General features: G+C 75.7%; 21 protein-coding genes and 1 riboswitch. Of the genes, 11 read left to right on the top strand and 10 right to left on the bottom strand.

The features are described 5' to 3' along the window. Positions 1–178 precede the first annotated feature (178 nt). The 4 genes from EMA09_RS05205 to thiO all read right to left on the bottom strand — a co-directional run bounded on the left by EMA09_RS05205 (position 179) and on the right by thiO (position 5,722). The gene (locus EMA09_RS05205; RefSeq protein WP_129839341.1) at positions 179–1,270 is read right to left on the bottom strand and encodes a DUF4190 domain-containing protein; all 1,092 of its coding nucleotides are present in this window, start codon (positions 1,268–1,270) and stop codon (positions 179–181) included. 2,171 nt (positions 1,271–3,441) lie between these two features. Continuing rightward, the gene (locus tag EMA09_RS05200; RefSeq protein ID WP_276324157.1) at positions 3,442–4,290 is read right to left on the bottom strand and encodes a thiazole synthase; all 849 of its coding nucleotides are present in this window, start codon (positions 4,288–4,290) and stop codon (positions 3,442–3,444) included. Between the two features lie 5 nt (positions 4,291–4,295). Then, the gene (thiS, locus tag EMA09_RS05195) at positions 4,296–4,496 is read right to left on the bottom strand and encodes a sulfur carrier protein ThiS (RefSeq protein ID WP_129843837.1); all 201 of its coding nucleotides are present in this window, start codon (positions 4,494–4,496) and stop codon (positions 4,296–4,298) included. 35 nt (positions 4,497–4,531) lie between these two features. Further along, positions 4,532–5,722: a glycine oxidase ThiO gene (gene thiO / locus EMA09_RS05190; RefSeq protein WP_129839339.1), complete on the bottom strand. Its 1,191-nt coding sequence runs from the start codon at positions 5,720–5,722 to the stop codon at positions 4,532–4,534. Then, positions 5,714–5,825: riboswitch (TPP riboswitch) on the bottom strand. (Overlaps the previous gene by 9 nt.) A gap of 102 nt (positions 5,826–5,927) precedes the next feature. Between thiO and EMA09_RS05185 the strand changes: the two genes are divergently transcribed. The 5 genes from EMA09_RS05185 to EMA09_RS05165 all read left to right on the top strand — a co-directional run bounded on the left by EMA09_RS05185 (position 5,928) and on the right by EMA09_RS05165 (position 10,207). Next, a complete protein-coding gene (locus EMA09_RS05185; RefSeq protein WP_129839337.1) occupies positions 5,928–7,139 on the top strand; it encodes an FAD-dependent oxidoreductase in 1,212 nt (403 codons plus the stop codon). Between the two features lie 74 nt (positions 7,140–7,213). Beyond that, the gene (locus EMA09_RS05180; RefSeq protein WP_129839335.1) at positions 7,214–7,579 is read left to right on the top strand and encodes an Rv2175c family DNA-binding protein; all 366 of its coding nucleotides are present in this window, start codon (positions 7,214–7,216) and stop codon (positions 7,577–7,579) included. 117 nt (positions 7,580–7,696) lie between these two features. Beyond that, a complete protein-coding gene (gene thiE / locus EMA09_RS05175; protein WP_129839333.1) occupies positions 7,697–8,332 on the top strand; it encodes a thiamine phosphate synthase in 636 nt (211 codons plus the stop codon). A gap of 66 nt (positions 8,333–8,398) precedes the next feature. Next, entirely contained in the window at positions 8,399–9,325 is a 927-nt protein-coding gene (gene metF, locus EMA09_RS05170) for a methylenetetrahydrofolate reductase [NAD(P)H] (RefSeq protein WP_129839331.1), read from the top strand. A 21-nt stretch (positions 9,326–9,346) separates the two neighbouring features. Then, the gene (locus tag EMA09_RS05165) at positions 9,347–10,207 is read left to right on the top strand and encodes a hypothetical protein (RefSeq protein ID WP_206305904.1); all 861 of its coding nucleotides are present in this window, start codon (positions 9,347–9,349) and stop codon (positions 10,205–10,207) included. A gap of 22 nt (positions 10,208–10,229) precedes the next feature. Here EMA09_RS05165 and EMA09_RS05160 read toward each other — a convergent pair whose 3' ends face one another. Beyond that, the gene (locus EMA09_RS05160; protein WP_129839329.1) at positions 10,230–11,663 is read right to left on the bottom strand and encodes an NAD(P)/FAD-dependent oxidoreductase; all 1,434 of its coding nucleotides are present in this window, start codon (positions 11,661–11,663) and stop codon (positions 10,230–10,232) included. A 9-nt stretch (positions 11,664–11,672) separates the two neighbouring features. Next, the gene (locus tag EMA09_RS05155) at positions 11,673–12,308 is read right to left on the bottom strand and encodes a TetR/AcrR family transcriptional regulator (RefSeq protein ID WP_129839327.1); all 636 of its coding nucleotides are present in this window, start codon (positions 12,306–12,308) and stop codon (positions 11,673–11,675) included. Positions 12,309–12,437: 129 nt separating this feature from the next. Between EMA09_RS05155 and EMA09_RS05150 the strand changes: the two genes are divergently transcribed. The 3 genes from EMA09_RS05150 (at position 12,438) to EMA09_RS05140 (ending at position 14,422) form a co-directional block, all read left to right on the top strand. After that, the gene (locus EMA09_RS05150; protein ID WP_168220641.1) at positions 12,438–12,926 is read left to right on the top strand and encodes an SAV_6107 family HEPN domain-containing protein; all 489 of its coding nucleotides are present in this window, start codon (positions 12,438–12,440) and stop codon (positions 12,924–12,926) included. Between the two features lie 67 nt (positions 12,927–12,993). Then, positions 12,994–13,809: a methyltransferase gene (locus tag EMA09_RS05145; protein ID WP_129839325.1), complete on the top strand. Its 816-nt coding sequence runs from the start codon at positions 12,994–12,996 to the stop codon at positions 13,807–13,809. A gap of 205 nt (positions 13,810–14,014) precedes the next feature. Further along, positions 14,015–14,422: a DUF3040 domain-containing protein gene (locus tag EMA09_RS05140; RefSeq protein ID WP_129839323.1), complete on the top strand. Its 408-nt coding sequence runs from the start codon at positions 14,015–14,017 to the stop codon at positions 14,420–14,422. Positions 14,423–14,606: 184 nt separating this feature from the next. Here the strand turns inward: EMA09_RS05140 and EMA09_RS05135 are convergent, their stop codons facing one another. From EMA09_RS05135 to EMA09_RS05120, 4 genes are all read right to left on the bottom strand, one after another. Further along, entirely contained in the window at positions 14,607–17,033 is a 2,427-nt protein-coding gene (locus EMA09_RS05135; protein WP_129839321.1) for a DUF3488 and transglutaminase-like domain-containing protein, read from the bottom strand. Between the two features lie 61 nt (positions 17,034–17,094). Continuing rightward, entirely contained in the window at positions 17,095–18,474 is a 1,380-nt protein-coding gene (locus EMA09_RS05130) for a DUF58 domain-containing protein (protein ID WP_129839319.1), read from the bottom strand. Continuing rightward, positions 18,474–19,466 (bottom strand): AAA family ATPase, encoded by a 993-nt coding sequence (locus tag EMA09_RS05125; RefSeq protein WP_129839317.1) that lies wholly within the window; start codon positions 19,464–19,466, stop codon positions 18,474–18,476. Before EMA09_RS05125 ends, EMA09_RS05130 begins: the two co-directional genes overlap by 1 nt. Positions 19,467–19,605: 139 nt before the next feature. Then, on the bottom strand, positions 19,606–20,127 hold the full coding sequence (locus tag EMA09_RS05120; protein WP_129839315.1) for a carbonic anhydrase: 522 nt from the start codon (positions 20,125–20,127) through the stop codon (positions 19,606–19,608). 244 nt (positions 20,128–20,371) lie between these two features. Here EMA09_RS05120 and rsmH point away from each other — a divergent pair, with 244 nt between their 5' ends. Genes rsmH through EMA09_RS05105 form a run of 3 tightly spaced genes read left to right on the top strand, consistent with a single transcriptional unit; the run spans position 20,372 to position 23,782 of the window. After that, positions 20,372–21,346, top strand: a complete 975-nt coding sequence (gene rsmH / locus EMA09_RS05115) for a 16S rRNA (cytosine(1402)-N(4))-methyltransferase RsmH (RefSeq protein ID WP_129839313.1) — start codon at positions 20,372–20,374, stop codon at positions 21,344–21,346. 1 nt (position 21,347) lies between these two features. Continuing rightward, positions 21,348–21,911 carry a hypothetical protein gene (locus EMA09_RS28600; RefSeq protein ID WP_206305903.1) on the top strand — a complete coding sequence of 188 codons (564 nt, stop codon included), beginning with the start codon at positions 21,348–21,350 and terminating at the stop codon, positions 21,909–21,911. Continuing rightward, positions 21,908–23,782 carry a penicillin-binding protein 2 gene (locus tag EMA09_RS05105; protein ID WP_129839311.1) on the top strand — a complete coding sequence of 625 codons (1,875 nt, stop codon included), beginning with the start codon at positions 21,908–21,910 and terminating at the stop codon, positions 23,780–23,782. The genes EMA09_RS28600 and EMA09_RS05105 overlap by 4 nt, the downstream gene beginning before the upstream one ends. The last annotated feature ends 18 nt before the right edge of the window (positions 23,783–23,800 follow it).

Here is a 23,800-nt window from a genome sequence, read left to right as displayed (position 1 = left end):
AACGGTGACGAAGACCGTACCGTCATACCGTCATACCGTCCGACCGGTAGGGCCTGTCCGGCGGAACCCGCCTGTCCCGCCGCGCATACGACGGGCATGGACTGCGATCCGGTGCCTTGCGATGCACCGCATGCCGCGAACCGCGACAGGACCCGCCGGACAGGCCCCGGTGGAGTGGTCACTCCCAGGCGAGTCCCAGCTCCTGGCGGACGCCGAACTCCGAGTCGACGTACAGGGTCGTGTAGGCGGCTTCGACGGCGGTGTCCAGGGCGTCGCGGTCCGTCGCGCCGGCGGCCGCCTCCCAGCCGGCCACCCCGGCCCGGCGGGCGTCGGCCAGCTCACCGGTGTACGCCGCCACGCCGGGCGACCAGTCGCCGGCCTCCAGCGCGGCGGCCTGCTCGGTGAGGAGGCCGGCCACCTCGGCGGCCCAGGTCCGGTGCAGCTCGATGTCGTCCTCGGGCAGCGGCTCGTCCCACAGCGCGATGTCCAGGGGGCCGGTCGCGTCGAGGTAGGCGAGCTGCTCTGCCGTGAAGTCCGCCTCGTCGCGGCGCAGCGGCGCGTCGAGCTGGCTGCCGGTCAGGCTCTCCAGGACGCACAGCACCGTGTGGTCGCCCGCCTCCCAGACCGCGTCGGCCGGCAGGTAGTAGATCAGGCCCACGTCGTACGGCACCTCCCAGATGTCGACGAGATAGCCGCGCATGTGGGCCAGGCAGGAGTCCCAGACGAGGGCCTCGGTGCCGGGCGCGTAGCTCGGGCCGTCCACGCCCGTCACATCGGCCAGGGCGACGAGTTCTCCGTCGTGCGGCTCGTCGCAGGGGATGACGGTCGCCGTGCCGTCGGTGTCCCCGTACTCGCCCGGGCCGAGGGAGGAGTTGAAGCAGTCGCCCGGGAGGAGACCGAACAGGCTGGTCGTGTCGTCCGTATTCTGGCCGCCGCCGGGCACCTGCTCCTGGCCGGGCGGGGTGCCGTCGTCCTCGGTCGCGCCGCCACTGTCCCCGGGAGCCCCGTCGGTGCCGGGCGCCTCGTCGGTGCCCGGGTCGAGGGTGACTTCCGTACGGGAGTCGCTGTAGTCCTTCCACAGGGGTTCGAGCAGCCCGGCGGGGAAGGCCACGGCGAGGATGAGGAGGATCGAGGACGTGACGGTCACGGAGGCGACCGCCAGACCGTGCCCGCGTTCCCGCTTGGCGTTCGGACGGGCCAGGGCGATGATCCCGAAGAGCAGCCCCAGCGGGAACACGGTGAGGGTGACCACGCCGGCCGTGATCGCCATGTGGTTCCACGGCTCCCGCGGCGCCCAGGGCACCGCGCCGTACTGCGGGGGGTACCAGACACCTGTTCCCGGAGCCGGCGGCGGCGGGGGCCACGGGTACTGAGCGGGAGCCGCGTAGGGGGCGAAGGCGGGCGGCGCGGGCGGCTTCGCGGGCGGAGCCACGGGGACGCCACCGGCACTCCCGGACGGCGGTGCATCGTTTTCCGGCGGGCCGGTGACGTGGTTCCGCGCGAGGTTGGTGGTCGGGGCGTCCGGCGTCGTGGGAGCGGAGCCGGCCGCCCCTGTGGCCGGCGCGGGAGCGGCCCCCGGGACGACGGCGGTGGGTGCATCGTTTTCCGGCGGAGCGTCGGCCGTCGCCTTGCTCAGGCCGACTGTCGGACGGGCCGAGGCCGTTGCGTCCTCACTCCCGGCGGCTGCCGCCGACCGCGTGTCCACGGGCGCGGGTGCATCGATTTCCTGCACATCGCCCGCACCCGCCCCGGCCATGCCGCTCGCGGGTGCCTGCGCCTCGGGTTCCGCCTGGGGTGAGGCGGGGGTCCGGTCGGTGTCCCGCGTGCCCTCAGAGGTCGGTGCATCGTTTTCCGGCGGGGCGCCGGTCGCTGTCTCGGCCGTGCCGCTCGCGGGTGCCTGCGGTCGGGGTTCTGCGTGGGGTGAGGCGGAGGTGCGGCCGGTGTCCCGCGCCGCCGCGGGCGCGGGTGCATCGTTTTCGGGCGGAGTGTCGGTCGCTGCTTCGGCCGTGCCGCTCGCGGGTGCCTGCGGTCCGGATTCTGTCCCGGGTGAGGCGAGGCTCCCGCTGGTGTCCCGCGTGTCCACGGGCGCGGGTGCATCGTTTTCCGGTGGGTTGGCGACGGCGTTCTTCGTGGAGCCGATTGCCGGGTCGGGCGGGGTTGTTGTGTCGTTGTTCCCGGTCGCCGTCGTCGGCTGTGCCGTTGTGTCCGCTGCTCGCGGTTCGTCCGCCGGCTGTGTGACCGTGGGGGCGGGTGTATCGATTTCCGCCGGGGCGCCGGTCGTTGCTTCGGCCGTGGTGCTAGCGGGTGCCTGTGCCCGGGGCTCCGCCTGGGCAGGGGCGGGGATCTCGCTGGTGTCCTGCGTGTCCACGGGAGCGGGTGCATCGTTTTCCGGCCGGCTGTCGGTGGCCTTCGTGAGGCCGATTGCCGGGTCGGGCCGGGTTGTTGTGTCGTTGTTCCCGGTCGCGGCCGTGGGCTGCGCCGCGGTGTCCGCCGGTTGTGTGACCGTGGGGGCGGGTGTATCGATTTCCGCCGGGGCGCCGGTCGTTGTCTCGGCCGTGGTGCTCGCGGGTGCCTGTGCCCCGGGCTCCGCGCTGGGAGAGGCGGTGCTCTCACCGACGGCGCGCGTGACCTCAGAGGCGGGTGCATCGTTTTCCGGCGAAGTGTCGGCCGGCGCCTTGGACGGGCCGACCGCCGGCGCGGGCGCGGCAAGTACATGGTCGTCGTCGGTGTCGGCGGACGGCTGTGGCCCGCCCGCCGTCCGCTCGGTCCCCGACGCCGGTGTATCGATGCCCTGCGGGCCGCCGGGCGCACCGTTGTCCCCGGTCCGCGGCCCGTCCGACGCCCGTTCGGTCCCGGGTGCATCGATGTCGCCCGGGCCGTCGGACCCCGCAGCGCCGCCGTGCGGGGGCTCCCCGCCGGCGGTGTCGGCGCCGCCGGGGCGCTGCCCGTCCCCGCGCCGAGGTGCATCGTTTTCCGGCCGGTCGTCGCCGGCCTTCGTGAGGCCGACCGCCGGGGCGGGGGCGGCGAGCACGTGGTCGTCGTCCTCGTCGGCGGCGTGCGGGACGCCGGCGTCCGGCCCCGACCCGTCCGTCGCCGGCCCGGTACCGGACGCGGCGGGTGCATCGTTTTCCCCCGCGGCCCCGGGCCGTTCCCCGTCGGCGCCACCGCCGTCCGGCCCCCGTCCGGCCACGGGTGCATCGTTTTCCCCGCCGGACATCCCCTCCGCCGGGTCGGCGGACGGTGCGTCCTTCGCCAGGTCGACGGCCGGGCGCCGGCGCGTGCCGTCCCCGCCTGCCTCCGCACCCGCGGCGGCCGGGTCCGGAGGCGTCGGGCTGTCCTCCCGCGGCCGGTCGGCCGGAGGCGGCGGTGTCGTCATGCGGTCCCCCCGAGGGTCGAGGCACGGGCCTGGCACTTCCCCCCACCAGGTGCCCGGATGCTATATCAGTGCGTAAACGCCGGTCGTTCGGGATCGAGGTCCGCGACCCCGTCCGCCGGCGACGAGGCCGTCGCGAAGTGCCGGCGCGGGATCCGCCCCGCCCGCCACGCCAGCCGTCCCGCTTCCACCGCGTGCCGCATGGCCTCCGCCATCAGCACCGGACGCTGCGCCCGCGTCACGGCGGAGGCCAGCATCACGCCGTCGCAGCCCAGTTCCATCGCCAGCGCCGCGTCGGACGCCGTGCCCGCGCCCGCGTCCAGAATGACCGGGACACACGCCCGCTCGGTGATGAGCCGGAAGTTGTGCGGGTTGCGGATGCCGAGCCCGGACCCGATCGGCGAGCCGAGCGGCATGATGGCGGCGCAGCCCGCGTCCTCCAGGTGCCGCGCGACCACCGGGTCGTCGTTCGTGTACGGGAGGACGGTGAACCCGTCGTCCACCAGCGTCTCCGCGGCCTCCAGGGTCGCCACCGGGTCGGGCAGCAGCAGCCGTTCGTCGGTGACGACCTCCAGCTTCACGAGGTCCGTCTCCAGCGCCTCGCGGGCCAGCCTGGCCGTGAGCACCGCCTCGCCCGCCGAGTAGCAGCCGGCGGTGTTCGGCAGCGGCCGGATGCCCAGCTCCCGCAGGACCGAGAGCACCGACCCCTGCACGCCCGGGTCCAGCCGGCGCATCGCGACCGTCGTCAGCTCCGTGCCGGACGCCGCCAGCGCGTCCCGCAGGACCGCCAGGCTCGGCGCACCGCCCGTGCCCATGATCAGACGGGACGTCAGGCGCAGCGGGCCGAGGACCAGCGACTCGTCGGCGCCCTCCCCGGGACCGGCGGCACCGGCCGGCGCGGTGACGGACTCGGACACGTGGATCAGCCTCCCTGGACTGCGGTCAGGATCTCGACGCGGTCGCCGTCGCCGAGGGGTGTGCCGGGCCACAGGGCGCGCGGCACCACGGACTCGTTGACGGCGGCGGCGATGCCGGACGGCGCCGCGCTCAGCTCCGCGACCAGCGCGGCGAGCGTCGTGCCGGCCGCGACCGTGCGCCGCTCGCCGTTGACGCGGACCGTCACGCCCGTGGGCGGGACGGCCTCCTGCGGACCGGTGTTCACGCCGGTACCTCCCGGTGGTCGTGGCTGAAGCGTTGTGCGCTGAACGGCCGGGCGTAGTCCGGCAGTTCTCCGGTCGTGAGGGCGACGGCCATGGCCTCGCCGGTGATGGGCGCGAGCAGCACGCCGTTGCGGTGGTGGCCGGTCGCGAGGAAGAGCCCGGGGAGCGCCGTCGGCCCGAGCAGCGGCGCGTTGTCCGGGCTCGTGGGCCGCAGGCCCGCGCATGTCTCGGCGAGCGGCAGTTCCGTGAGCCCCGGCAGCAGTTCGCGGGCGTCGCGCAGGAGCTGGTACACGCCGCCCGCCGTCACGGACGTGTCCCACCCCTGCTCCTCGACGGTCGCCCCGACGACCAGCTCGCCCGAGGCGCGCGGCACCAGGTAGACCTGCTCGCCCCGCACCACGGCGCGCACCGTCCGCGACAGGAACGGCGCCCCGCCGCCCGACGGCATCCGCAGCCGCAGGATCTGGCCCTTCACCGGCCGCACCGGCACCGCCACCGACGGCGGGATCCCGTCGAGACCGGCGCTGCGGCTGCCGCCCGCGAGCACCGTGCGGTCGGCCGCGAGCACCGTGCCGCCGTCGAGCCGTACGCCGGCCGCGCGGTCGCCGCGCACCACGAGGCCGGTGGCCGTGGCGTTCACGAAGGACACCCCGGCACGTTCGCACGCCGTGAGCAGTGCCGCCACCAGCAGCCGCGGGTCGGTCTGGTGGTCGCCGTCGACGCGCAGTCCGCCGCGCACACCGGGCGCCAGCATCGGTTCGAGCCGGCGGCACTCACGGCCCGTCAGCCACTGGGTGTCCAGACCGCACCGCCGCTGCAGCGCGTGCAACTCCCGCAACTGCGCCCGGTCGTCCGCGTCGAGCGCCACCTGGAGCGTGCCGCAGGCCCGGTACGCGATGTCCGTGCCGGTCGCCTCGGCCAGCTCGGCGGCGAACTCCGGATAGCGCCCGGCCGACGCCAGATTGAGGTCGAGCAGCGCCTCCTCGCCGTGGTGCAGCTCGGTGACCGCCGCCAGCATGCCGGCCGCCACCCGCGCCGCGCCGCCGCCGGGCCGCGGATCGACCAGGGCGGTGCGCAGACCGCGCCCGGCGGCGCGCCACGCCGTCACCAGCCCGATCAGGCCGCCGCCGACGACCGCCGCGTCGTACACGGTCCCGTCGCCGTCGCCGCCGTGGGAACGCAGGTCCACGCGACTCCTCCCTTCGCCGGCATGACCCGGATCAGGTTCGTACGGTCGGAGGCCGCCCGCCTCCCTCTCAGCCCGGTGCGCCGGGCTCCCGTGGGTGTCTTGAGTCTGACTCGCCGTTCAGCGTAGTACGCGCTCCCGCCGGGCGCGGACCGCCCCGCTCCGCGGCCGCCGTAGGCCGCCGTAGGGTGGTCGCCGTGATGAAGCGATGAAGCGGCACGTCGTGATCGCGGGCGCCGGGCTCGCCGGCGTCCACACCGCGGCCCAGCTCCGCGAACAGGGCTGGCAGGACGCCATCACCCTGCTCGGCGCGGAGGACCACGCCCCGTACGACCGGCCGCCCCTGTCCAAGGCCGTGCTGCTCGGCACCGCGACCCCCGCCGACCTCGGCCTCGGCGTCGACCTCGACGCCCTCGGCGTCACCCACCTGCCCGGCCGCACCGCCACCGCCCTGCGCCCCGGCGACCGCGTCCTCGACACCGACGCGGGGCCGCTCCCGTACGACCACCTCGTCATCGCGACCGGCGCCATGGCCGTCACCCTGCCCGGCACCGGGGGCACACCGGGCACGCACGTCCTGCGCACGCTGGACGACGCCCGCCGGCTGCGGCCCGTCCTGGAGAGCCGCGGCAGCGTCGTCGCCGTCGGCGCCGGGTGGATCGGCGCCGAGGCGGCCACCGCCGCGGCGGCGGCCGGCAGCCCGGTCACCGTGGTCGAGGCGGCCCCGCACGTCCTGGCCGGCGCGCTGCCGCCCGCCGTCACCGAACCCATGCGCGCCTGGTACGCCGAGGCCGGGGCGACGCTGCTCACCGGCCGCGCCGTGACGGGAGTCCGCGCGGGCGAGGTCGAACTGGCCGACGGCACCGTCATCGGCGCCGACGCCGTCCTCGTCGGCATCGGTTCACGCCCCGCCACCGGCTGGCTCGCCGGCTCCGGCGTCCCCCTCGCGGCGGACGGCTCGGTCGCCGCCGACGCCGCGCTGCGCGCCGGGCCGCCCGGGGTGTGGGCGGTCGGGGACTGCGCGTCGTTCCCGTCGGCGCGGTACGGGCGGCGGCTCCTCGTCCACCACTGGGACAACGCCCTCACCGGTCCGCGCACCGTCGCCGCCGGCATCCTCGGCCGGGCGGCGGCGCACGACCCGGTGCCGTACTTCTGGTCCGAGCAGTTCGGCCGGTACGTCCAGTACGCCGGCCGGCACGGCGACGGTGACGTCCTGCTGCGGCGCGGCGACCCGGACGGCGGCGACCGCGCCTGGAGCGCGCTGTGGCTGCGGCCCGACGGCACGCCGACCGCCGTCCTGGCCGTGGACCGCCCCCGCGACCTGGCGCAGGGACGCCGCCTCGTCGAGCGCGGCACCCCCCTCGACCCGGACCGCGCGGCGGACCCCGCGACGCCCCTGAAGGCGGCCGCCGCGCGCTGAGCGGCGGCGCAGCGCGTCCCCCGCGAGGAGGGCTCCCGCTGACGACTGTCGGTGCGGGATGGCACGCTGGTCGTGTGACCGAGATTGATGCCAAGACCGACGCCCTCGTCCCCGCCTGGCTCACCCTGCCCGACATCGCGGAGTCCCTGGGTGTCGAGGTGACCCGCGTCCGCCAGTTGGTCAAGGAGGGCCAGCTCATCGCCGTCCGCCGTGGCGAGAACCGCGCGCTCCACGTGCCCGCCGCCTTCATCGACGGCGACCGGGTCGTGAAGGGCCTCAGCGGCACCCTCACTCTGCTGCGCGACGACGGGTTCACCGACGAGGAGATGCTGGAGTGGCTCTTCACCCCTGACGACACCCTGCCCGGCACCCCGGCGCAGGCCCTGCGGGAGAATCGCGGGACGGAGGTGAAGCGCCGGGCGCAGGCGCTCGCCGTCTGACCGCCCGACCAGGCCGGCGCGCGGAGGACCGGCACGGTTCCCCGCGCGCCGCCACCCGTACGACCGCGCACCGCAGACCGCACCACCGCCCGCCACAGCACCGCCCGGGGGACCCGCATGCTCGCCGACGCCCGTCTCTACCTGTGCACCGACGCCAGAAAGCGGCAGGGTGACCTGCCGGAGTTCCTCGACGCGGTCCTCGCCGCGGGCGTCGACATCGTGCAGCTCCGCGACAAGGGCATGGAGGCCGCGGAGGAGCTCGACCACCTCGCCGTGTTCGCCGACGCCTGCCGCCGCCACGGCGCGCTCCTCGCCGTGAACGACCGGGCCGACGTCGCCCACGCCGCCCGGCCCGACATCCTGCACCTCGGCCAGGGCGACCTGCCCGTGCCGGCCGCCCGCGCGATCCTCGGCGACGGCGTCCTCATCGGCCGCTCCACCCACACCCCGGCCGAGGTCGACGCCGCCGCGGCGGCGCCCGGCGTCGACTACTTCTGCACCGGCCCCTGCTGGCCCACGCCCACCAAGCCGGGGCGGACGGCGCCCGGCCTGCCGCTCGTGCGGCACGCGGCGGCCCTCGCGCCCGCCAGGCCGTGGTTCGCGATCGGCGGCATCGATGCGGGCAATCTCGACCAGGTCCTCGACGCCGGCGCCCGCCGCGTCGTCGTCGTGCGGGCCATCACCGAGGCCGACGACCCCGGGAGCGCGGCCGCCGCGCTCGCCGCCCGGCTGCGCGAACGCGCCGGCGCCTGATCCCGTACGCCGTCCGGCCTGCGGACAGCACCCGCCGCGGCCCGCTCCGGTCGGTAGCCTGCAAGCATGGCCCTCGGTATCCCCAGCACGGCGGCGGACCGGGCGCGCACCGTGCGTGACCTGCTCGCCACGGGCGCCCGTTCGTATTCGTTCGAGTTCACCCCGCCGAAGACGGAGCAGGGCGAGCGCACCCTGTGGAACGCGATCCGCCGCGTCGAGGCCGTCGCGCCGATGTTCGTGTCCGTGACGTACGGCGCGGGCGGCTCGTCCCGCGAGCGCACCGTCCGGGCGACCGAGCGGATCACCACCGAGACGACGCTCACGCCCGTCGCCCACCTCACCGCCGTCGACCACTCCGTCGCCGAACTGCGCAACATCATCGGCCAGTACGCCGCCGCCGGCATCCGCAACATGCTGGCCCTGCGCGGCGACCCGCCCGGCGACCCGATGGGGGAGTGGACCCCGCACCCCCGGGGCGTCCGGTACGCGGCGGAACTCGTCAGCCTCATCAAGGAGTCGGGCGACTTCTGCGTCGGCGTCGCCGCGTTCCCCGAGATGCACCCGCGGTCCACCGACTGGGAGACCGACGTCCGGCACTTCGTCGCCAAGTGCCGCGCCGGCGCCGACTTCGCGCTCACCCAGATGTTCTTCTACCCCGAGGACTACCTGCGCCTGCGGGACCGGGTGGCCGCGGCCGGCTGCGACGTGCCGATCATCCCGGAGATCATGCCGATCGCGAACGTCCGCCAGATCGAGCGGTTCAAGCAGCTCAGCAACGCCACGTTCCCCCCTGAGTTGGAAAGACGGATCCTCGCCGTCAAGGACGATCCGTTGGCTGTACGCTCGGTCGGGATCGATTTCGCCACGGAGTTGTGCGCGCGGCTGCTGGACGAGGACATCCCCGGACTCCACTTCGTCACGCTCAACACCACGCTCCACTCCACGGCGACGCTGGACGTCTACAGGAATCTCGGTCTGCACACGCGGACGTGAGGCCCGCTGAGAGGGGCGTACATGGGCTGGACGGTCCTCTACATCGCGTTCGGAGTGGTGGCGCTCTGGCTGCTCGGTGAGGTCCTTCTCCAGTACAAGGCGCGGCTGCGCTGGAGACTGCTGGCGTTCTGCGGCTTCCTCCTGGTCGTCGTCGGCGTCGTGATGCCGTCGGTCGCCGTCATCGCCCTGGGCACCGTCGCGTTCGCGACCGGGCAGACGTTCGTCACCCTGTCGTTCCGGCGCGGGTTCTCCACCGGGTGGGCGCTCGGCGGCAAGCCGGGCACCAGCCGCAGGCGGCGCGGCGTCGTCCGCCCCCTCGACCCGGTGCCGGACGACGCCGAGCCCCTGGACGCGACGCCCGCCGAGGGCGTGCCCCGGATCGACGAGGACGGCGCCGGGCAGGGTCCCGCGCCGGAGGGCGACGGCGACCGGGAGCCGGACCGGCCGCAGGACGACACCCCGTACCAGGACCCGTACCTCTCGGCCTACGCCACCGGCGGCGACCCCTGGGCCGACCAGCAGACCCCGTCCTACGCGGCCCCGCAGGACACCGGCGAGACGTACACGGGCTACCCCGCCGACCCGTACCTCGACCAGCAGCCGCAGCACGAGCACGCCGCGCAGGACACCTACGCCACCGGCTACCCGGGCGACTGGAGCGGCCAGGAATCCGGCCAGTGGCAGACGGCCGGCCAGTACGGCGCGTACTACCAGGAGACGCCGCCCGGCGGCGTGTGGGTGCCCCAGCAGCGGGACGACGACGCCGGCGGCTACGGCTATCCGCCCCAGCAGCCGGCGGACGGGCCGGACGGCTACCCGCAGACCCCCGGGTACGAACCGTCCGACCCGGGCCACTACTACGGCAACGAGCACCGCTACTGATCCCCGCGCGGCGCCGCTCCCGTCAGTACGAGCCGCGCCAGTCGGGTCCCTCGACGATCAGCCCGGCCGCCATCGCGCCCGACATCCCGGCGTGGGCCAGCCCGCCGCCCGGGTGGGCGAGCGAGCCCGCGCGGTAGGCGCCGGGCAGGCGGCCGGTGTTGGGGGCCGCGAGGTGGCTGCCGTCCGCCCCGGCGAGGGCCGGCGGCGGGATCAGGCCGCCGGGGACACCGGTGGCCCGTTCCACGTCGGCCGGCGTGTGCGCGTGCTGCCACAGGACGCGGCCGTCCAGTGCGATCCCGGCGCGCCCGGCGGCCTCCAGCAGCCGTCCGGCGAACGCGGCCGCCGTCCCCGGCGCCGTCCAGTCCACGGCGCCCGCGCCCGTGCCGTGCGGCGCGGCGGGCACCGACAGGGTGACGGCCTCGTGGTCCTCGTCGGGGCGTGACGCGGGGTCGTCGGGCCGCAGCACGCGGACCGTGGGGCCGTCGCCCGGGTCCGCGGGATGCAGCAGCGTACGGTGCGGGGTGCCGACCGGGCGCCGGCCCCGAAGGGCGAGGAAGAGGGTGAAACGGCTCGTGCCCTCCTTCGGCAGGCCGCCGAGCCCCGGTGCCGCCCACACCACGTGCTCGGCCTCCAGCGTCCCGCCGCCCTCCACCTCGACACCGCCGGCCCGCCCGTCCCGCGCCAGCACGCGCGTCGCTGCGGCACCGAAGCGGAACTCCACCCCGCGCTCCTCGCACCGCGCCCGCACCGCGTCCGCCAGCGCGCGCATGCCGCCCGACGGGTACCACAGGCCGAAGGTCTGCTCCAGGTACGCCAGGACGGCCGCGCTCGCTGGCGCCCGCCCCGGCTCGCACCCGTACTCCGCCACGGTCCCCGTCAGGAGCGCGGCGAGGCGCGGGTCGCGCAGCTCGGCGGCGGCCAGCCCGGCGAGTGTGGCGGGCACCTTGCGGCGCAGGAGACCCCTGGCGCGCCACGGGTAGGGATCGACGCCGAGCACCGTCGTGGGGGTGCCGGCGGTCAGCGGCTCCTCCACCAGCGGCCGGCGCGTGGCCTCCCAGGTCTCGCGGGCGCGTCCCAGCAGCTCCGCCCATCGCTCACCTGCGCCGGCGCCGAACGCCGCCTCCACCGCCTGCACGGCGCCCCCGCGCGCCGCCGGCAGCCGCACGGCCGTGCCGTCGGCGAACCGGTGCTCCGCCAGCGGATCGACCCGGTGCAGCGGCACGCACTCCGCCAGCTCGCGGCGCCCCGTCTTCACGAACAGGTCGCGCCACACCGCCGGCAGGTGCAGCAGCCCGGGACCGGTGTCGAACGCGAAACCGTCGCGCTCGAAGCGTCCCACCGCGCCGCCGTGTCCGCCGCCCCGCTCCACCACCGTCACCCGGTGGCCGGCCACGGCCAGCCGGGCGGCGGCGGCCAGGGCGCCCATACCGGCGCCCACCACCACGATCCGAGCCATGCCGGGACCCTACCGGCCGCCGGCGTGCCCCCGGCCGCCCGCCTCCCCGAGCCGCGCGAGCAGCACCGGCGACAGGGCGGCGTGCACCTCGTCGAGCGTCCGGCCCGGGTGGAACGTCCGCCAGTCCAGCGCCCCCACCATCACCGTCCCCAGCAGCGCGCCCGCCGTCAGCTCCACGTCGAGCGCCTCGTCCAGCTCCCCGTCCTTGACTCCCTCCTGCAGCACGTCGGCCACCGCCGCCACCACGTCGGCGCGCGCCGCGCGCAGGGTCGCCGACCAGGGCCGGTTCGCGCGCCACTGCTCCGCCACCAGGAGCCGCGCGAAGTCGGCCCGGGAGGCGACGAACGCGAGCCCGGCCCTCGCCATCGCGTCCAGCGCCGCCCCCGCGCCGCCGCCGCGCGCCCGGCAGGCACCGGCCGCGTCCCGCAGCGCCGCCGTCAGCGGCCCGACGCCGTGCCGCAGCAGCTCCTCGAACAGCTCGGTCTTCCCGGCGAAGTTGTAGTAGACCGTGCCTTTCGCCACGCCGGCCCGTTCCGCGATCTGCTCGACCGTCGTGGCAGCGAAGCCCTGCTCGCCGATCAGCGCCACCGCCGCCTCGTACAGGCGCAGCCGTGTCGCGTCACGCCGGGTGCTCGTGCGTGTCATGGACCGATTCTCCTCCTCCCCGCAGGCCACCCGCGCACCCCCCGGCACGCTGTCCGGACGGATTGTCAGACCCATAGGTCACCATGTCGGCAGATGCACCGTTGAGTGACGACTGACTGGAGGCTCGTCATGACCGGACTGCCGATCGATGTCCCTTCCGTGCCCCGCCGCGCGCCCGTGCCGCACGCCGCGCTGCAGCTCTTCGCCCAGGCCGAACGGAGCTTCGACGAGGCGTCCGTCCTCACCGACCCGGGGGAGGCGTACGTCGCCGCCCACCTGGCCGCCCTGCGGGCCGCCGCGGCCGTCCTCACGGCCAGGGGAGGCCCCGGCGGCGCGGTCCGGGGCCGGCGCCGCATCCGCAGCGTCTGGGAGGTGCTGCCCGAGACGGCTCCCGAGCTCGCCGAGTGGAGCACGCTGTTCGCCGCCAGCGCCGACCGCCGCGCCCGCATAGAGGCCGGCATCAGGGGCGTCGTCGGCCGGGACGACGCGGACGAGCTGCGGCGCGCGGCGGGCTTCTTCCTCCGCCTCGTCCACGAGGCGCTGTTCCCCGGCGCGACGCACCGCACCGTGCGGCTCCCCGCCGGGCGCGAGGACACGGGGGGCCGGGCCGGGAAGTAGGGTGGAGCAGCCCAACGCACCGCACCGCGGCCCGGAGAGCGCCGCGCCGCCGCAAGGAGCCCCCGCCATGCCGTCAGAGCCCAGCGTCCGCGACCCGCAGGGACCGACGGCCGCAGGACCGCACGCCGCCCTGCGCACCGGAGTCGTGTGGGAGGCCCTGCGCGACGCCCTCGCGGAGCGCGCCGCGCGCACCGGCCGTGCCGTGCTCGACGTCCTCGACACCGGGGGCGGCAGCGGCACGTCCGCCGTGCCGGTCGCCGCGCTCGGGCACCGCGTCACGGTGGTGGACCCGAGCCCCGACGCGCTGTTCGCGCTGGAGCGCCGCGCGGCCGAGCAGGGCGTCGCCGACCGCGTGCGCGGTGTCCAGGGGGACACCGGTGACCTGCTCGACGTGGTCGGTCCCGGGACGTTCGACATGGTGCTGTGCCACGGCGTCCTCGAACACCTGGAGGACGCGGCCGCCGGCGTCCGCGCCGTGACGCGCGCGCTGCGTCCGGACGGCGGGACGCTCAGCGTCCTCGCGGCAGGGGTGGGCGGGGCCGTTCTCTCCCGCGCGCTGGCCGGCCGCTTCACCGAGGCGCGCCACGCCCTGGGCGACCCGGCGGGCCGCTGGGGGGAGGCCGACCCGGTGCCGCACCGCTTCACCGTCCCCGCGCTGACGGCCCTCCTGACCGACGCGGGCCTGACCGTCCGCCGCACCCAGGGCGTCCGGGTCTTCGCCGACCTGGTGCCCGGATCGCTCGTCGGCGGCGAGGCGGACGCGCTCCAGCAGCTCGCCCGCCTGGAGGCCGAGGCCGCGGCGCACCCCGCCTACCAGGCGATCGCCGCGCAGCTCCATGTGCTCGCCGAGATTCCCGGCTCCGCACTACCCGGGGAACACTGAGCCCTACTCCTCGTATCATCGACTGGAGGACCCGGCATGACCCCGCACCCGCGGGGGAATGAGTCTGCCACCGCCCCACGGAGTCCGGAGCACGCTGTTGTGGGCGAAACTGGCGCACAGGGGCGGGTTTCACCGGTAGGCATCCCTGCCTATCCTTGAAGGGTCGGATCGGGTCGCCACCGCGACCGACGAGTAGGAGGACTCCGTGCCGCTCTCGGACCACGAGCAGCGCATGCTCGAACAGATGGAGCGAGCGCTGTACGCCGAAGATCCCAAATTCGCGACAACGCTCGAGGGCAATGAGCTGCGCACCTTCACCCGGCGCCGCGTCTACCAGGCGATCGCGGGTTTCGTCATCGGCATCGGCCTGCTCATGGGCGGCATGGTGGCGCAGGAGGTGTGGCTCAGTGTCGTCGGCTTCCTGATCATGCTGGTCTGCGCGGTCGTGGCCGTCACCGGCTGGCGCAGGACGCCCGCGCAGGGCGCCGCGCCCCAGGGGCAGCCACGCGGTCGCGCGGGCGGCCGCCAGGCCCGCGCCCAGAAGCCCAAGCGGTCGATGATGAACCGGATCGAGGACCGCTGGCAGCGCCGCCGCGACGAACGCGACGGCTGACCGGCACCTTCTCCGCCGACCGACCCCCACACGTCAGGGCCGCCCTCCCCCGGGAGGGCGGCCCTCGCGCTGTGTGCGGCGGACGGGCTCCCGGCGGGACCCGCCGCCGTCCCCACGGGGGAGAACAGCCCCTCACCCTGTGCGTACGTCCCGGCCGCCCCGGTGCCTCCCCGGGGCTGCCGGGTCAGCGTGCGGCGCGGCGCGGCAGCAGGCGCCGTCCCATGGACCGCAGCCGCCGCGCGGCGGCCGACCGGCGCTCGGCCAGCGTGCGCATCACCCGAATGGCGGAACGTGGCAGTACCGCCGCCCGCAGCCGCCGCCACCGGGACGCCCCGGCCCGCAGGCCGTCGCGCGCGACCCGGACGTCCCGCGCGGCGCCCGCGGCGGCGGAGCGGCCCGGCCACGGCGCGTACAGCTCCTCCTCCACGGCCGCCGCGAGCCGCCCGACCGCCGCCGCCGCGTCGCCGGACAGCCCGCCGACCCGCACCAGACGGCCGGCCGTCTGCCGCGGCGTCTCCCAGCCGGCCGGCGCGATGCCGATGTCCCAGGCGGCGTCCTGCAGTTCCTCCCATGCGGGGAGCGGCCCCGCGTCCGGGGCGAGCCGGCGTCTGCTCGTCCGCCGCCGCCACAGCGAGGGCCACGCCAGTGCGAGCACCACCAGCAGCACGCCGAGCCCCCACAGCAGGGGAGCCGGCGGCAGCCCCGCCCCGCCGGCCGCGCTCTCCGGGGTGTTCGGCCGGTCGTCGTCCCCGCACTCGGCCAGCGTCGACCCGGCCGCGCACTGCCCGGGCGGCGTCTCGCTCGGCTCGGGCGCCGGGGTCGGGTCGGCGGGAGCGGTCGGCTCGGTGTCCGCCTCGGGCCGCTCGGTCTCCTCCTGGCCCGGCTGCTCCTGCTCCGGCCGCGCGTAGGACGGGCTCGTGCCCTGCCCCGGCGTCGGCTCGAAGCGGACCCAGCCGACCCCCTCGAAGTACAGCTCGGGCCAGGCGTGCGCGTTGTGGGCGCTCACCTCGTAGACGCCGCTCGGCAGTTGCGTCCCCGGTGTGAAACCGACCGCCACCTGCGCGGGGATGCCCAGCGTGCGCGCCATCGCCGCCATGGTGAAGGCGAAGTGCACGCAGAATCCCTCCCGGTTCTCCAGGAACGACACGATCGCCTCGGGGCCGCTGCCGCTCGCGACGGACGTGTCGTAACGGAACCCGCCCTCCTGGGTGAACCAGTTCTGCAGCGCGACGGCCCGCTCCAGGTCGTTGTCCGCGTCCGCCGTGATGTCGAGCGCCTGGGCGTACACCTCGGACGGCAGGTTGTCCGGCACGCGCGTGTAGTACTCGAGGATGTCCTCCGGCGTCGCGGGGGCACCGGTGAGCTGTTCCTCCGTCGGCTGCACCAGCAGCGATTCGACGGTGTACCCGAGGCCCTGGGTCGTCAGGTCGGTGTCGCCCGCGACGAGGGTCTGCGAGCCGCGGTCGAAGCCCCACTCGCCGTCGACGCTGATGTCCTGCGCCGGGTAGGGCACCGGCAGCGAGGTCTGGGCGTAGCCGTCCGCGGATTCCACGACGGTCCGCACCGTCTGCCGCGGCACGTCCGGCGCGAGCCCGGGGACGGGCCACGGCGCGTCCGGCGGCGCGGACTCCTGCCACTCCGACGAACGCCACTCCGTGCCGGTGAACTCGTCCAGCGCCATCAGCCGCAGGTACAGCTCGTCCGGCTCGGGCGAATCCGTCCGGTACAGCAGCAGCGTCCGGTCGGCGGGCTGGTTCAACTGGTCCTGGAGCGCCACGACCGGGTCGAGGGCCAGCACTTCGCCCGAGCCGCCCCGGCCGCCCGCCCGCCCCTCCCGTTCCCGGTCGAGCACCCCCTGGCCCAGGGCGGGCAGCAGGACCGGCGCCAGCGCCGCGAGCGCGAGCGCGAGGACGCCGATACGCCCCCCGGCGCGCAGCCGCGGCGCGGCGCCGGGCGCGCGCAACGCGGTCGCCCCGCCGCCCCCGGGCGCCCCCGGCACACCGCCCGGCGCACCCGGCGTCCCGAGGAAACGCCCCCACCGCGCCGCCCGGTCCCGCCCCTCCGCGAGCAGCAGCACGAGGAAACCGGCCGCCGCGGCCAGGAAGTAGGGCCAGCCGGAGTCGTCCTCGGCCACGCCGGCCGCCACCGAGTACAGCGCGAGCAGCGGCAGACCGGCCGCCGCCGCGCTCCGCGCCGCGACCGCCAGCACATCCACCAGCAGGCCGATCAGCAGCACCCCGCCGAAGAGCATCAGCCGGATGCCGTCCGTCGCCGGCGCGGGCGCCATGTACCGGCCGATGTCGTCGGCGCCCGTGCCGATCAGCCGCCCCAGCGCGTCCAGCGCCTGCGGCCCCGGCAGGAACCCGGCGAGCGCGTACTCCCGGGCGCTCACCACGGTGAGCAGCACGAGGGACACACCGATCTGCGCGGCCACCGTCACGACGGCCGGTGCCCGCCGCCAGCGGGCCATCAGCCCGGTCCACGTCTGCGCCGCGAGCAGCACACCCGCCTGCACCAGCCAGTCGGTGCCGTCCACCAGCGGTTTCAGCGCCACCGCGGCGGCCATCGTCGCCAGCCACCCGGCGCACGCGATCCGCACCCTGCCGTCCATCACGCCGCTCCCGCCACCCCTGCGCCCTGCCCCGTGCCCGTCCCCGCGCGCACCCGCCCGTTCACCCGTACGCCCCGCCCGCGCCGGTCACCTCGGCCGCCGCCTGCTGCCACACCGCCGCGAGCGGCGCGCCGGGCGGCGACGTCACGGCCCGCCACCCGGCGGTCCGCAGGTCGGCGACCCGTCGCGCGTCGCCCATCGGGTCGGCGTGGCCCGCCATGACGAGGGCCACCGCCGCGCCGCGCCGCGGTCGCAGCCGCCCGTACTCCGCCACCTGGTACGCGTCGAGCGCGCCGGTGAACGCCACGAGCAGCCCGCCCTCCGCCGCCCGCAGCGCCGCCTCGGCCGGCTGGAGCGTGCCGCCGGCCGCCGGCTGGACACCGGCCAGCACGTCCAGCATCAGGCCGACCGTCGCGAGGCTGTCGGCGCCCCGCGCGTCGGCGGACGGCACCTCGCCGCCGGAGTCCGTGACGAGCCGCACCTCGTACCCCTGCCGCGCGAGATGCTGCACGGCCGAAGCAGCCCCGGACACCGCGCGTTCGAACGCGGGGTCCTGCGCCCCGGCGAACACGCCGGCCCACCGCGCGTCGAACAGCACCGTGCACCGCGCGCGCCGCGGCTGCTCCTCCCGGCGCACCATCAGCACACCCCGGTGCGCGGTCGAACGCCAGTGCACGCGGCGCACGTCGTCGCCGTGCCGGTACTCGCGCGGGATGACATCGTCGTCCCCGGCCAGCGCGAGCCCCCGCGGCTGCCCGTCGCCCTGCCCTTCGGCGTCGCCGCCGAACCGCACCGGCGGCAGCGGCTCGCTGCGCGGCAGCACCGTCATCAGGTCCGCCACACCGAACGAACGGGTCAGCTCCACCATCCCGAACGGGTCGGCCAGCCGCAGGTGCAGCGGCCCCAGCGGATACCGGCCCCGCACCTCCGAGCGCACGCGGTAGGACACCTCGCGCCGCCCGCCCGGCTCGATCCGGTCGAGCGCGAACCGCGGCCGCGGCCCCAGGACGTACGGCACCTCGTCCTGGAGCTGGAGCAGTCCGCTCGGCAGCCGCCCCACGTTCTCCACGCGGATGAACACCTGCGCGTCGCTCCCCGCCGCCACCCGTCCGGGTGACAGCCGGCGCGTGGCGACGACCCTGCTGCGCGTGCGGTGCACCACGAGCACGCTCACGACCGGCAGCAGCGCCAGCAGCATGCCGACCCGCAGCAGGTCCGGCTGCCCGAGCAGGTAGGCGCACAGCGAAGCGGCCAGCCCGGCCGCCACGAACGACCGGCCCCGGGTCGTCAGCCCCCCGAACGCCGCGCGCAGCGGCCCCCGTTCGTCCACGCCGGTCACCGCCGTCGCCCCGGAGGGCGGCGCCGCGAGCGCCGGCGGCCCGTACGGGGGCGCCGGGGGCGGTGCGAGCGGTGGCCCCGCGGGCGGCGGCGGCCAGCCCATCAGCGCCCCTGCAGGTGCTGCGCCGCGTACGCGTCCGGCACGGGCGTCCGGCGCAGGATGTCGAGGACGAGGTTCTCCGTGGTCTGCCGGTTCAGCTGGGCCTGCGGCGTCGGCAGGAGCCGGTGCGCGAGGACCGGGACGGCGAGCTGCTGCACGTCGTCCGGCAGCACGAACCCGCGCCCCGCCAGGGCCGCCGCCGCCTTCGCCGCCCGCAGCAGGTGCAGCGCCGCGCGCGGCGAGGCGCCGAGCCGCAGTTCGGGATGCGTCCGGGTGCCGACCACGACGTCGACGACGTACCGGTGCACGGCGTCCGACACGTGCACGGCGCGCACGACGTCGATCAGCCGCACGATGTCGGCCGCGTCGGCGGCCGGCGCGAGCCCGTCCAGCGGCGAGGCGCCCCCGTGCGAGCGGAGCATCCGCATCTCCGCCTCGGGCGCCGGGTAGCCCACCGAGACGCGCGCCATGAACCGGTCGCGCTGCGCCTCGGGCAGCGGGTAGGTGCCCTCCATCTCGACCGGGTTCTGCGTCGCCACGACGAGGAACGGCTCCGGCAGCGGATACGTCCGGCCGTCCGCGGTGACCTGCCGCTCCTCCATCGCCTCGAGCAGCGCGGACTGCGTCTTCGGCGAGGCGCGGTTGATCTCGTCGCCGATGACGACCTGCGCGAACACCGCGCCCGGCTTGAACTCGAACTCGCCGCGCTTCTGGTCGTACACGCTGACACCGGTGATGTCCGACGGCAGCAGGTCCGGTGTGAACTGGATGCGCCGCACCGACGAGTCGATGGACCGCGCCAGGGCCTTCGCCAGCATGGTCTTGCCCATGCCGGGAACGTCCTCGAGCAGCAGATGCCCGCCGGCGAACAGGACCGTCAGCGACAGCCGGACGACCTCCGGTTTGCCCTCGATCACGCTCTCCACCGCGCGGCGCACACGGTCTGCGGTGGCGCTCAGATCGGTGAGCGCGCCTGTTTCCTCATAGGTCGTCAACCGGCCCTCCTCGGCCCTGGCCCAGTGCGCCGGACCCCCGCCCGGCGCGGCTGCGTGGGCCGCTTCCGGCTGATCGGGCACCGAACCCGCGCCGGCCGGTGGCCGCCCCCCAGCATTCTTCACACTACGGCGCGGCCCGTCACCGGTCCGCGGCGCCCCCGGGAGCGATCTCGACCTCGCGCAGCCGGCCCGTCGTCACGTCGAGGACGAAGCCGCGCACATCGTCAGTGTGCGGGAGGAACGGCGAGGTCCGCACCCGGACCATGCCCTGGCGCACGTCCTGGTCCAGGTCGGTGAACGAGTCCACCGGCCACGACGGACGCTGCCCCACCTCGTCCTCCAGGCGCTGCCGGAAGTCCTCCGTGAGGCTCAGCAGTCCGCACGCCGTGTGGTGGATCAGCACGACCGAACGGGTGCCCAGCTCCCGCTGGCTGATCGTCAGCGACCGGATCACGTCGTCCGTCACGACACCGCCGGCGTTGCGGATCGTGTGGCAGTCGCCGATCGCGAGCCCGAGCGCCGCCGGGAGGTCGATGCGCGCGTCCATGCAGGTCACGACAGCGACCCGGCGCGCCGGCGGAGCGGCGAGCCCGGGGTCGGCGAACGCGTCCGCGTACCGCCCGTTTGCCGTGACCAGTTCATCCGTGACCTTGTGAGACATGCTGTGAAGGTAATACGGCGGCCTTGCGCACGTCTCCTCCGGAAAGGTGATGCGGGTCACAGGAGGGGTCCGAAACGCCCCACACGATCAACCTCAGTGATTGACCGCGGAAACCTGTGGGCTAGTGTGACGCGCACCGGGAGGCGTGCGCGCTCACGGTCCCACTCCCCGCAGGACGCCGAGGACACCGGCCCGGCCCCCGGGCGTCTTTGCCGTCACCGGCCCACTCCCGTTCGGAAGGCGCATGACGACCAGCAACGACCGGCCGCCGGAAGCCCGGCACCGCCCCGTCATGCTCCGGCGCTGCCTCGACCTCCTCGCGCCCGCGCTGGACGGTCCGGCCCCCGTCGTCGTCGACTGCACGCTCGGTCTCGGCGGTCACAGCGCCGCCCTCCTCGACACCTTCCCCGGCGTCCGCCTCATCGGCCTCGACCGCGACCCGGAGGCGCTGCGCCTCGCCGGACAGCGCCTCGCGCACCACGGCGAGCGCGCCACCCTCGTCCACGCGGTGTACGACGAACTCCCCGCGGTCCTCACCCGGCTGGGCGTCACCCGGGTGGCGGGCGTCCTCTTCGACCTCGGCGTCTCCTCGATGCAGCTCGACGAGGCCGACCGCGGTTTCGCCTACGCCCAGGACGCCCCGCTCGACATGCGCATGGACCAGACGACGGGTCCGAGCGCCGCCGACGTCCTCAACACCTACCCGCCGGGCGAGCTGGTCCGCATCCTGCGCGCCTACGGCGAGGAACGGTTCGCGCGCCGGATCGTCGAGGCCGTCGTACGGGAACGCGCCCGCACCCCCATCACCGGCAGCGCCCGCCTCGTCGGCATCGTCCGCGACGCCCTGCCCCAGGCCGCCAAGCGCACCGGGGGCAACCCGGCCAAGCGCACCTTCCAGGCCCTGCGCATCGAGGTCAACGGCGAACTCGCCGTGCTGGAACGCGCCCTCCCCGCCGCCGTCGCCGCCCTCGGCGTGGGCGGCAGGATCGTCGTCCTGTCGTACCAGTCGCTCGAGGACCGGCTCGTCAAACGGGTCCTCGGCGAGGGCGCAGCCTCCACCGCGCCGCCCGGCCTGCCGGTCGTCCCCGAGCGGTACCAGCCCAGGCTGCGTCTCCTCACCCGGGGCGCCGAGCTGCCCGACGACGAGGAACTCGCCGCCAACCGCCGCTCGGCGCCCGCCCGCCTCCGCGCCGCCGAGCGCGTCCGGGAGGCGGTCTGACGTGGCACCCGGACGGCAGGGGGAGCGGCGGCCCGGCGCGACGCAGACACGCATCACCCGTCTGATCGGCCTCGTGCCCCGCGGCACCTCGACGGCGGCGCGCACCCCGTTCGTCCTCCTCATCGTGCTGCTCCTCGGCAGCGGCATGCTCGGCCTGCTCCTCCTGAACGCCTCGCTCAACGAGGGCTCCTTCCAGCTCAGCGAGCTGCGCCGCCAGACGCAGGAACTGGAGGAGGAGCAGCAGGAGCTGCAGGCCGAGGTGGACGCGTACGCCGCCCCCGACGCGCTCGCCGACCGGGCGGCGGAACTCGGCATGGTCCCGGGCGGGCCGCCCGCGTTCCTCGGCCCGGACGGCTCCCTGCTCGGCGAGACGGACCCGACGCCCGCGCCGAGCCCGGCGCCGACCCGTACCCCCGACCCCGACGCCGGCTCCGGCGACGACGAGGGCCAGGACGCGGGCAGCGGCACGGACTCCGACGCGGCCGGCGGGACGTCCGAGGAGACCGCGGGCGAGCCCACCGGCGACACGCCCCCGGCCGACGACGGAGAAGGGCTGACCCCATGACAGCGCCCCGGCCCCCGCGCCCGCGCGGCCCCCGCACCCCGGACACCGCGCCCCTGCGCCTCGCGAGCCCGCGCCCCCGGCTGCGGCTGGTCGGCCTCGGCCTGACGCTCGTGATGGTGGCGTTCTCGGTCCGCCTGTTCCAGGTCCAGGCCATCGGCGCCTCCTCCTACGCGGACCAGGCCGCCGTCAACCGCTACGTCGAGGAGACCCTGACCGCCCGCCGCGGCGACATCACCGACCGGAACGGCACCGCGCTCGCCACCACCGTGGACGCGTACGACATCACCGCCGACCCCCTCCTCTTCTCCGAGGAGGAGACCGGCGTCCCCGACGCGCCCGAGCGGGCCGCAGCGCTCCTCGCGCCGATCCTCGGCCAGGACGAGCAGTGGCTCACCGAGCAGCTCGACCAGGACGACACCCGCTACGCCCTCCTGGCCCGCCAGCAGACCCCGCAGGTGTGGAGCCAGATCAAGGACCTGCGGGCCAACCTCGCCGAGCAGGACGAGAAGGGCACCGGCGTCCAGGTCCTGTCCGGTCTCTTCGCCGTCGAGCACGCGAAACGCGTCTACCCGAACGAGACGCTCGCCGCCGCCGTCCTCGGCTTCGTCAACAGCGAGGGCATCGGCTCCGGCGGCCTGGAGGCCCAGTACGACGACATCCTCGACGGCGAGGACGGCAGCCTCACCTACGCGCGCTCCGGCGGCCGCCGCGTGCCCACCGCCGGCGAGCACGAGGAGCCGGCCGTCCCCGGCTCCGACGTCGAGCTGACGATCGACCGGGACATCCAGTGGGCCGCCCAGCAGGCCATCAGCGCGCAGGTGGCCGAGTCCGAGGCGGACGGCGGCTACGTCGTCGTCCAGGACACCACCACGGGTGAGCTGCTCGCCCTCGCCGGCACCCCCGGCTTCGACCCGAACGACGTCGCCGCCGCCGACCCCGCGGCCCTCGGGAACGCCGCGCTCGAGGACGCCTTCGAACTTGGCTCCACCAGCAAGGTCATCACCATGGCCGCCGTCCTCCAGGAGGGCGCGGCGACGCCCGACACCCGCGTCACGGTCCCCAACCGCCTGCCCCGCGCCGACCGCGAGTTCGGCGATCACGTGGACCACGAGACGCTGTACCTGACCCTCGCCGGCGTCCTCGCCCACTCCAGCAACATCGGCACCATCCTCGCCGCCGAACAGCTCGGCGACACCCAGGCCGAGGCCAACCAGGTGCTCTACGACTACCTGCGCGCGTTCGGCTTCGGCCGCCCGACCGGCCTGGACTTCCCCGGCGAGACCGCCGGCATCCTCGCCCCGCCCGAGGACTGGGACGCCTCGCAGCAGTACACGATCCCGTTCGGGCAGGGCCTGTCCGTGAACGCAGTCCAGGCCGCCTCCGTCTACTCCACGGTCGCGAACGGCGGCGAACGCATCACCCCCACCCTCGTCCGCGGCACCACCGGCCCCGACGGCCGGTTCGAGCCCGCGCCCTCACCCGAACGGACCCGCGTCGTCGAGGAAGATACGGCGCGGCAGCTCACCGAGATGCTGGAGACCGTCGTGGCCAGCCCGGACGGCACCGGATCGGCCGCCCGTATCCCGGGTTACCGGGTCGCCGGCAAGACCGGCACCGCCAACCGCGTCGACCCCGAAACGGGCGTCTACTCGGGTTACACGGCCTCCTTCGCCGGCTTCGCCCCCGCCGACGATCCGCGCGTCACCGTCTACTGCGTCGTCCAGAATCCGACTGAGGGCCCCTACACCGGCAGCCAGGTCTGCGGACCGATCTTCAACGAGGTCATGCAGTTCTCGCTGGCGGCCCTGCAGGTGCCCCCGACCGGCGAGGAGTTCGCGGGCCTGCCGACCACGTTCGACCCCGAGGACTGACCCCGAGCACCGACGCCG

It is taken from the genome of Streptomyces sp. RFCAC02 (assembly GCF_004193175.1).
Lineage (GTDB): Bacteria > Actinomycetota > Actinomycetes > Streptomycetales > Streptomycetaceae > Streptomyces.
The sequence above is the reverse complement of the archived record's forward strand: the minus strand, read 5'-3'. Positions and strand labels throughout refer to the sequence as shown.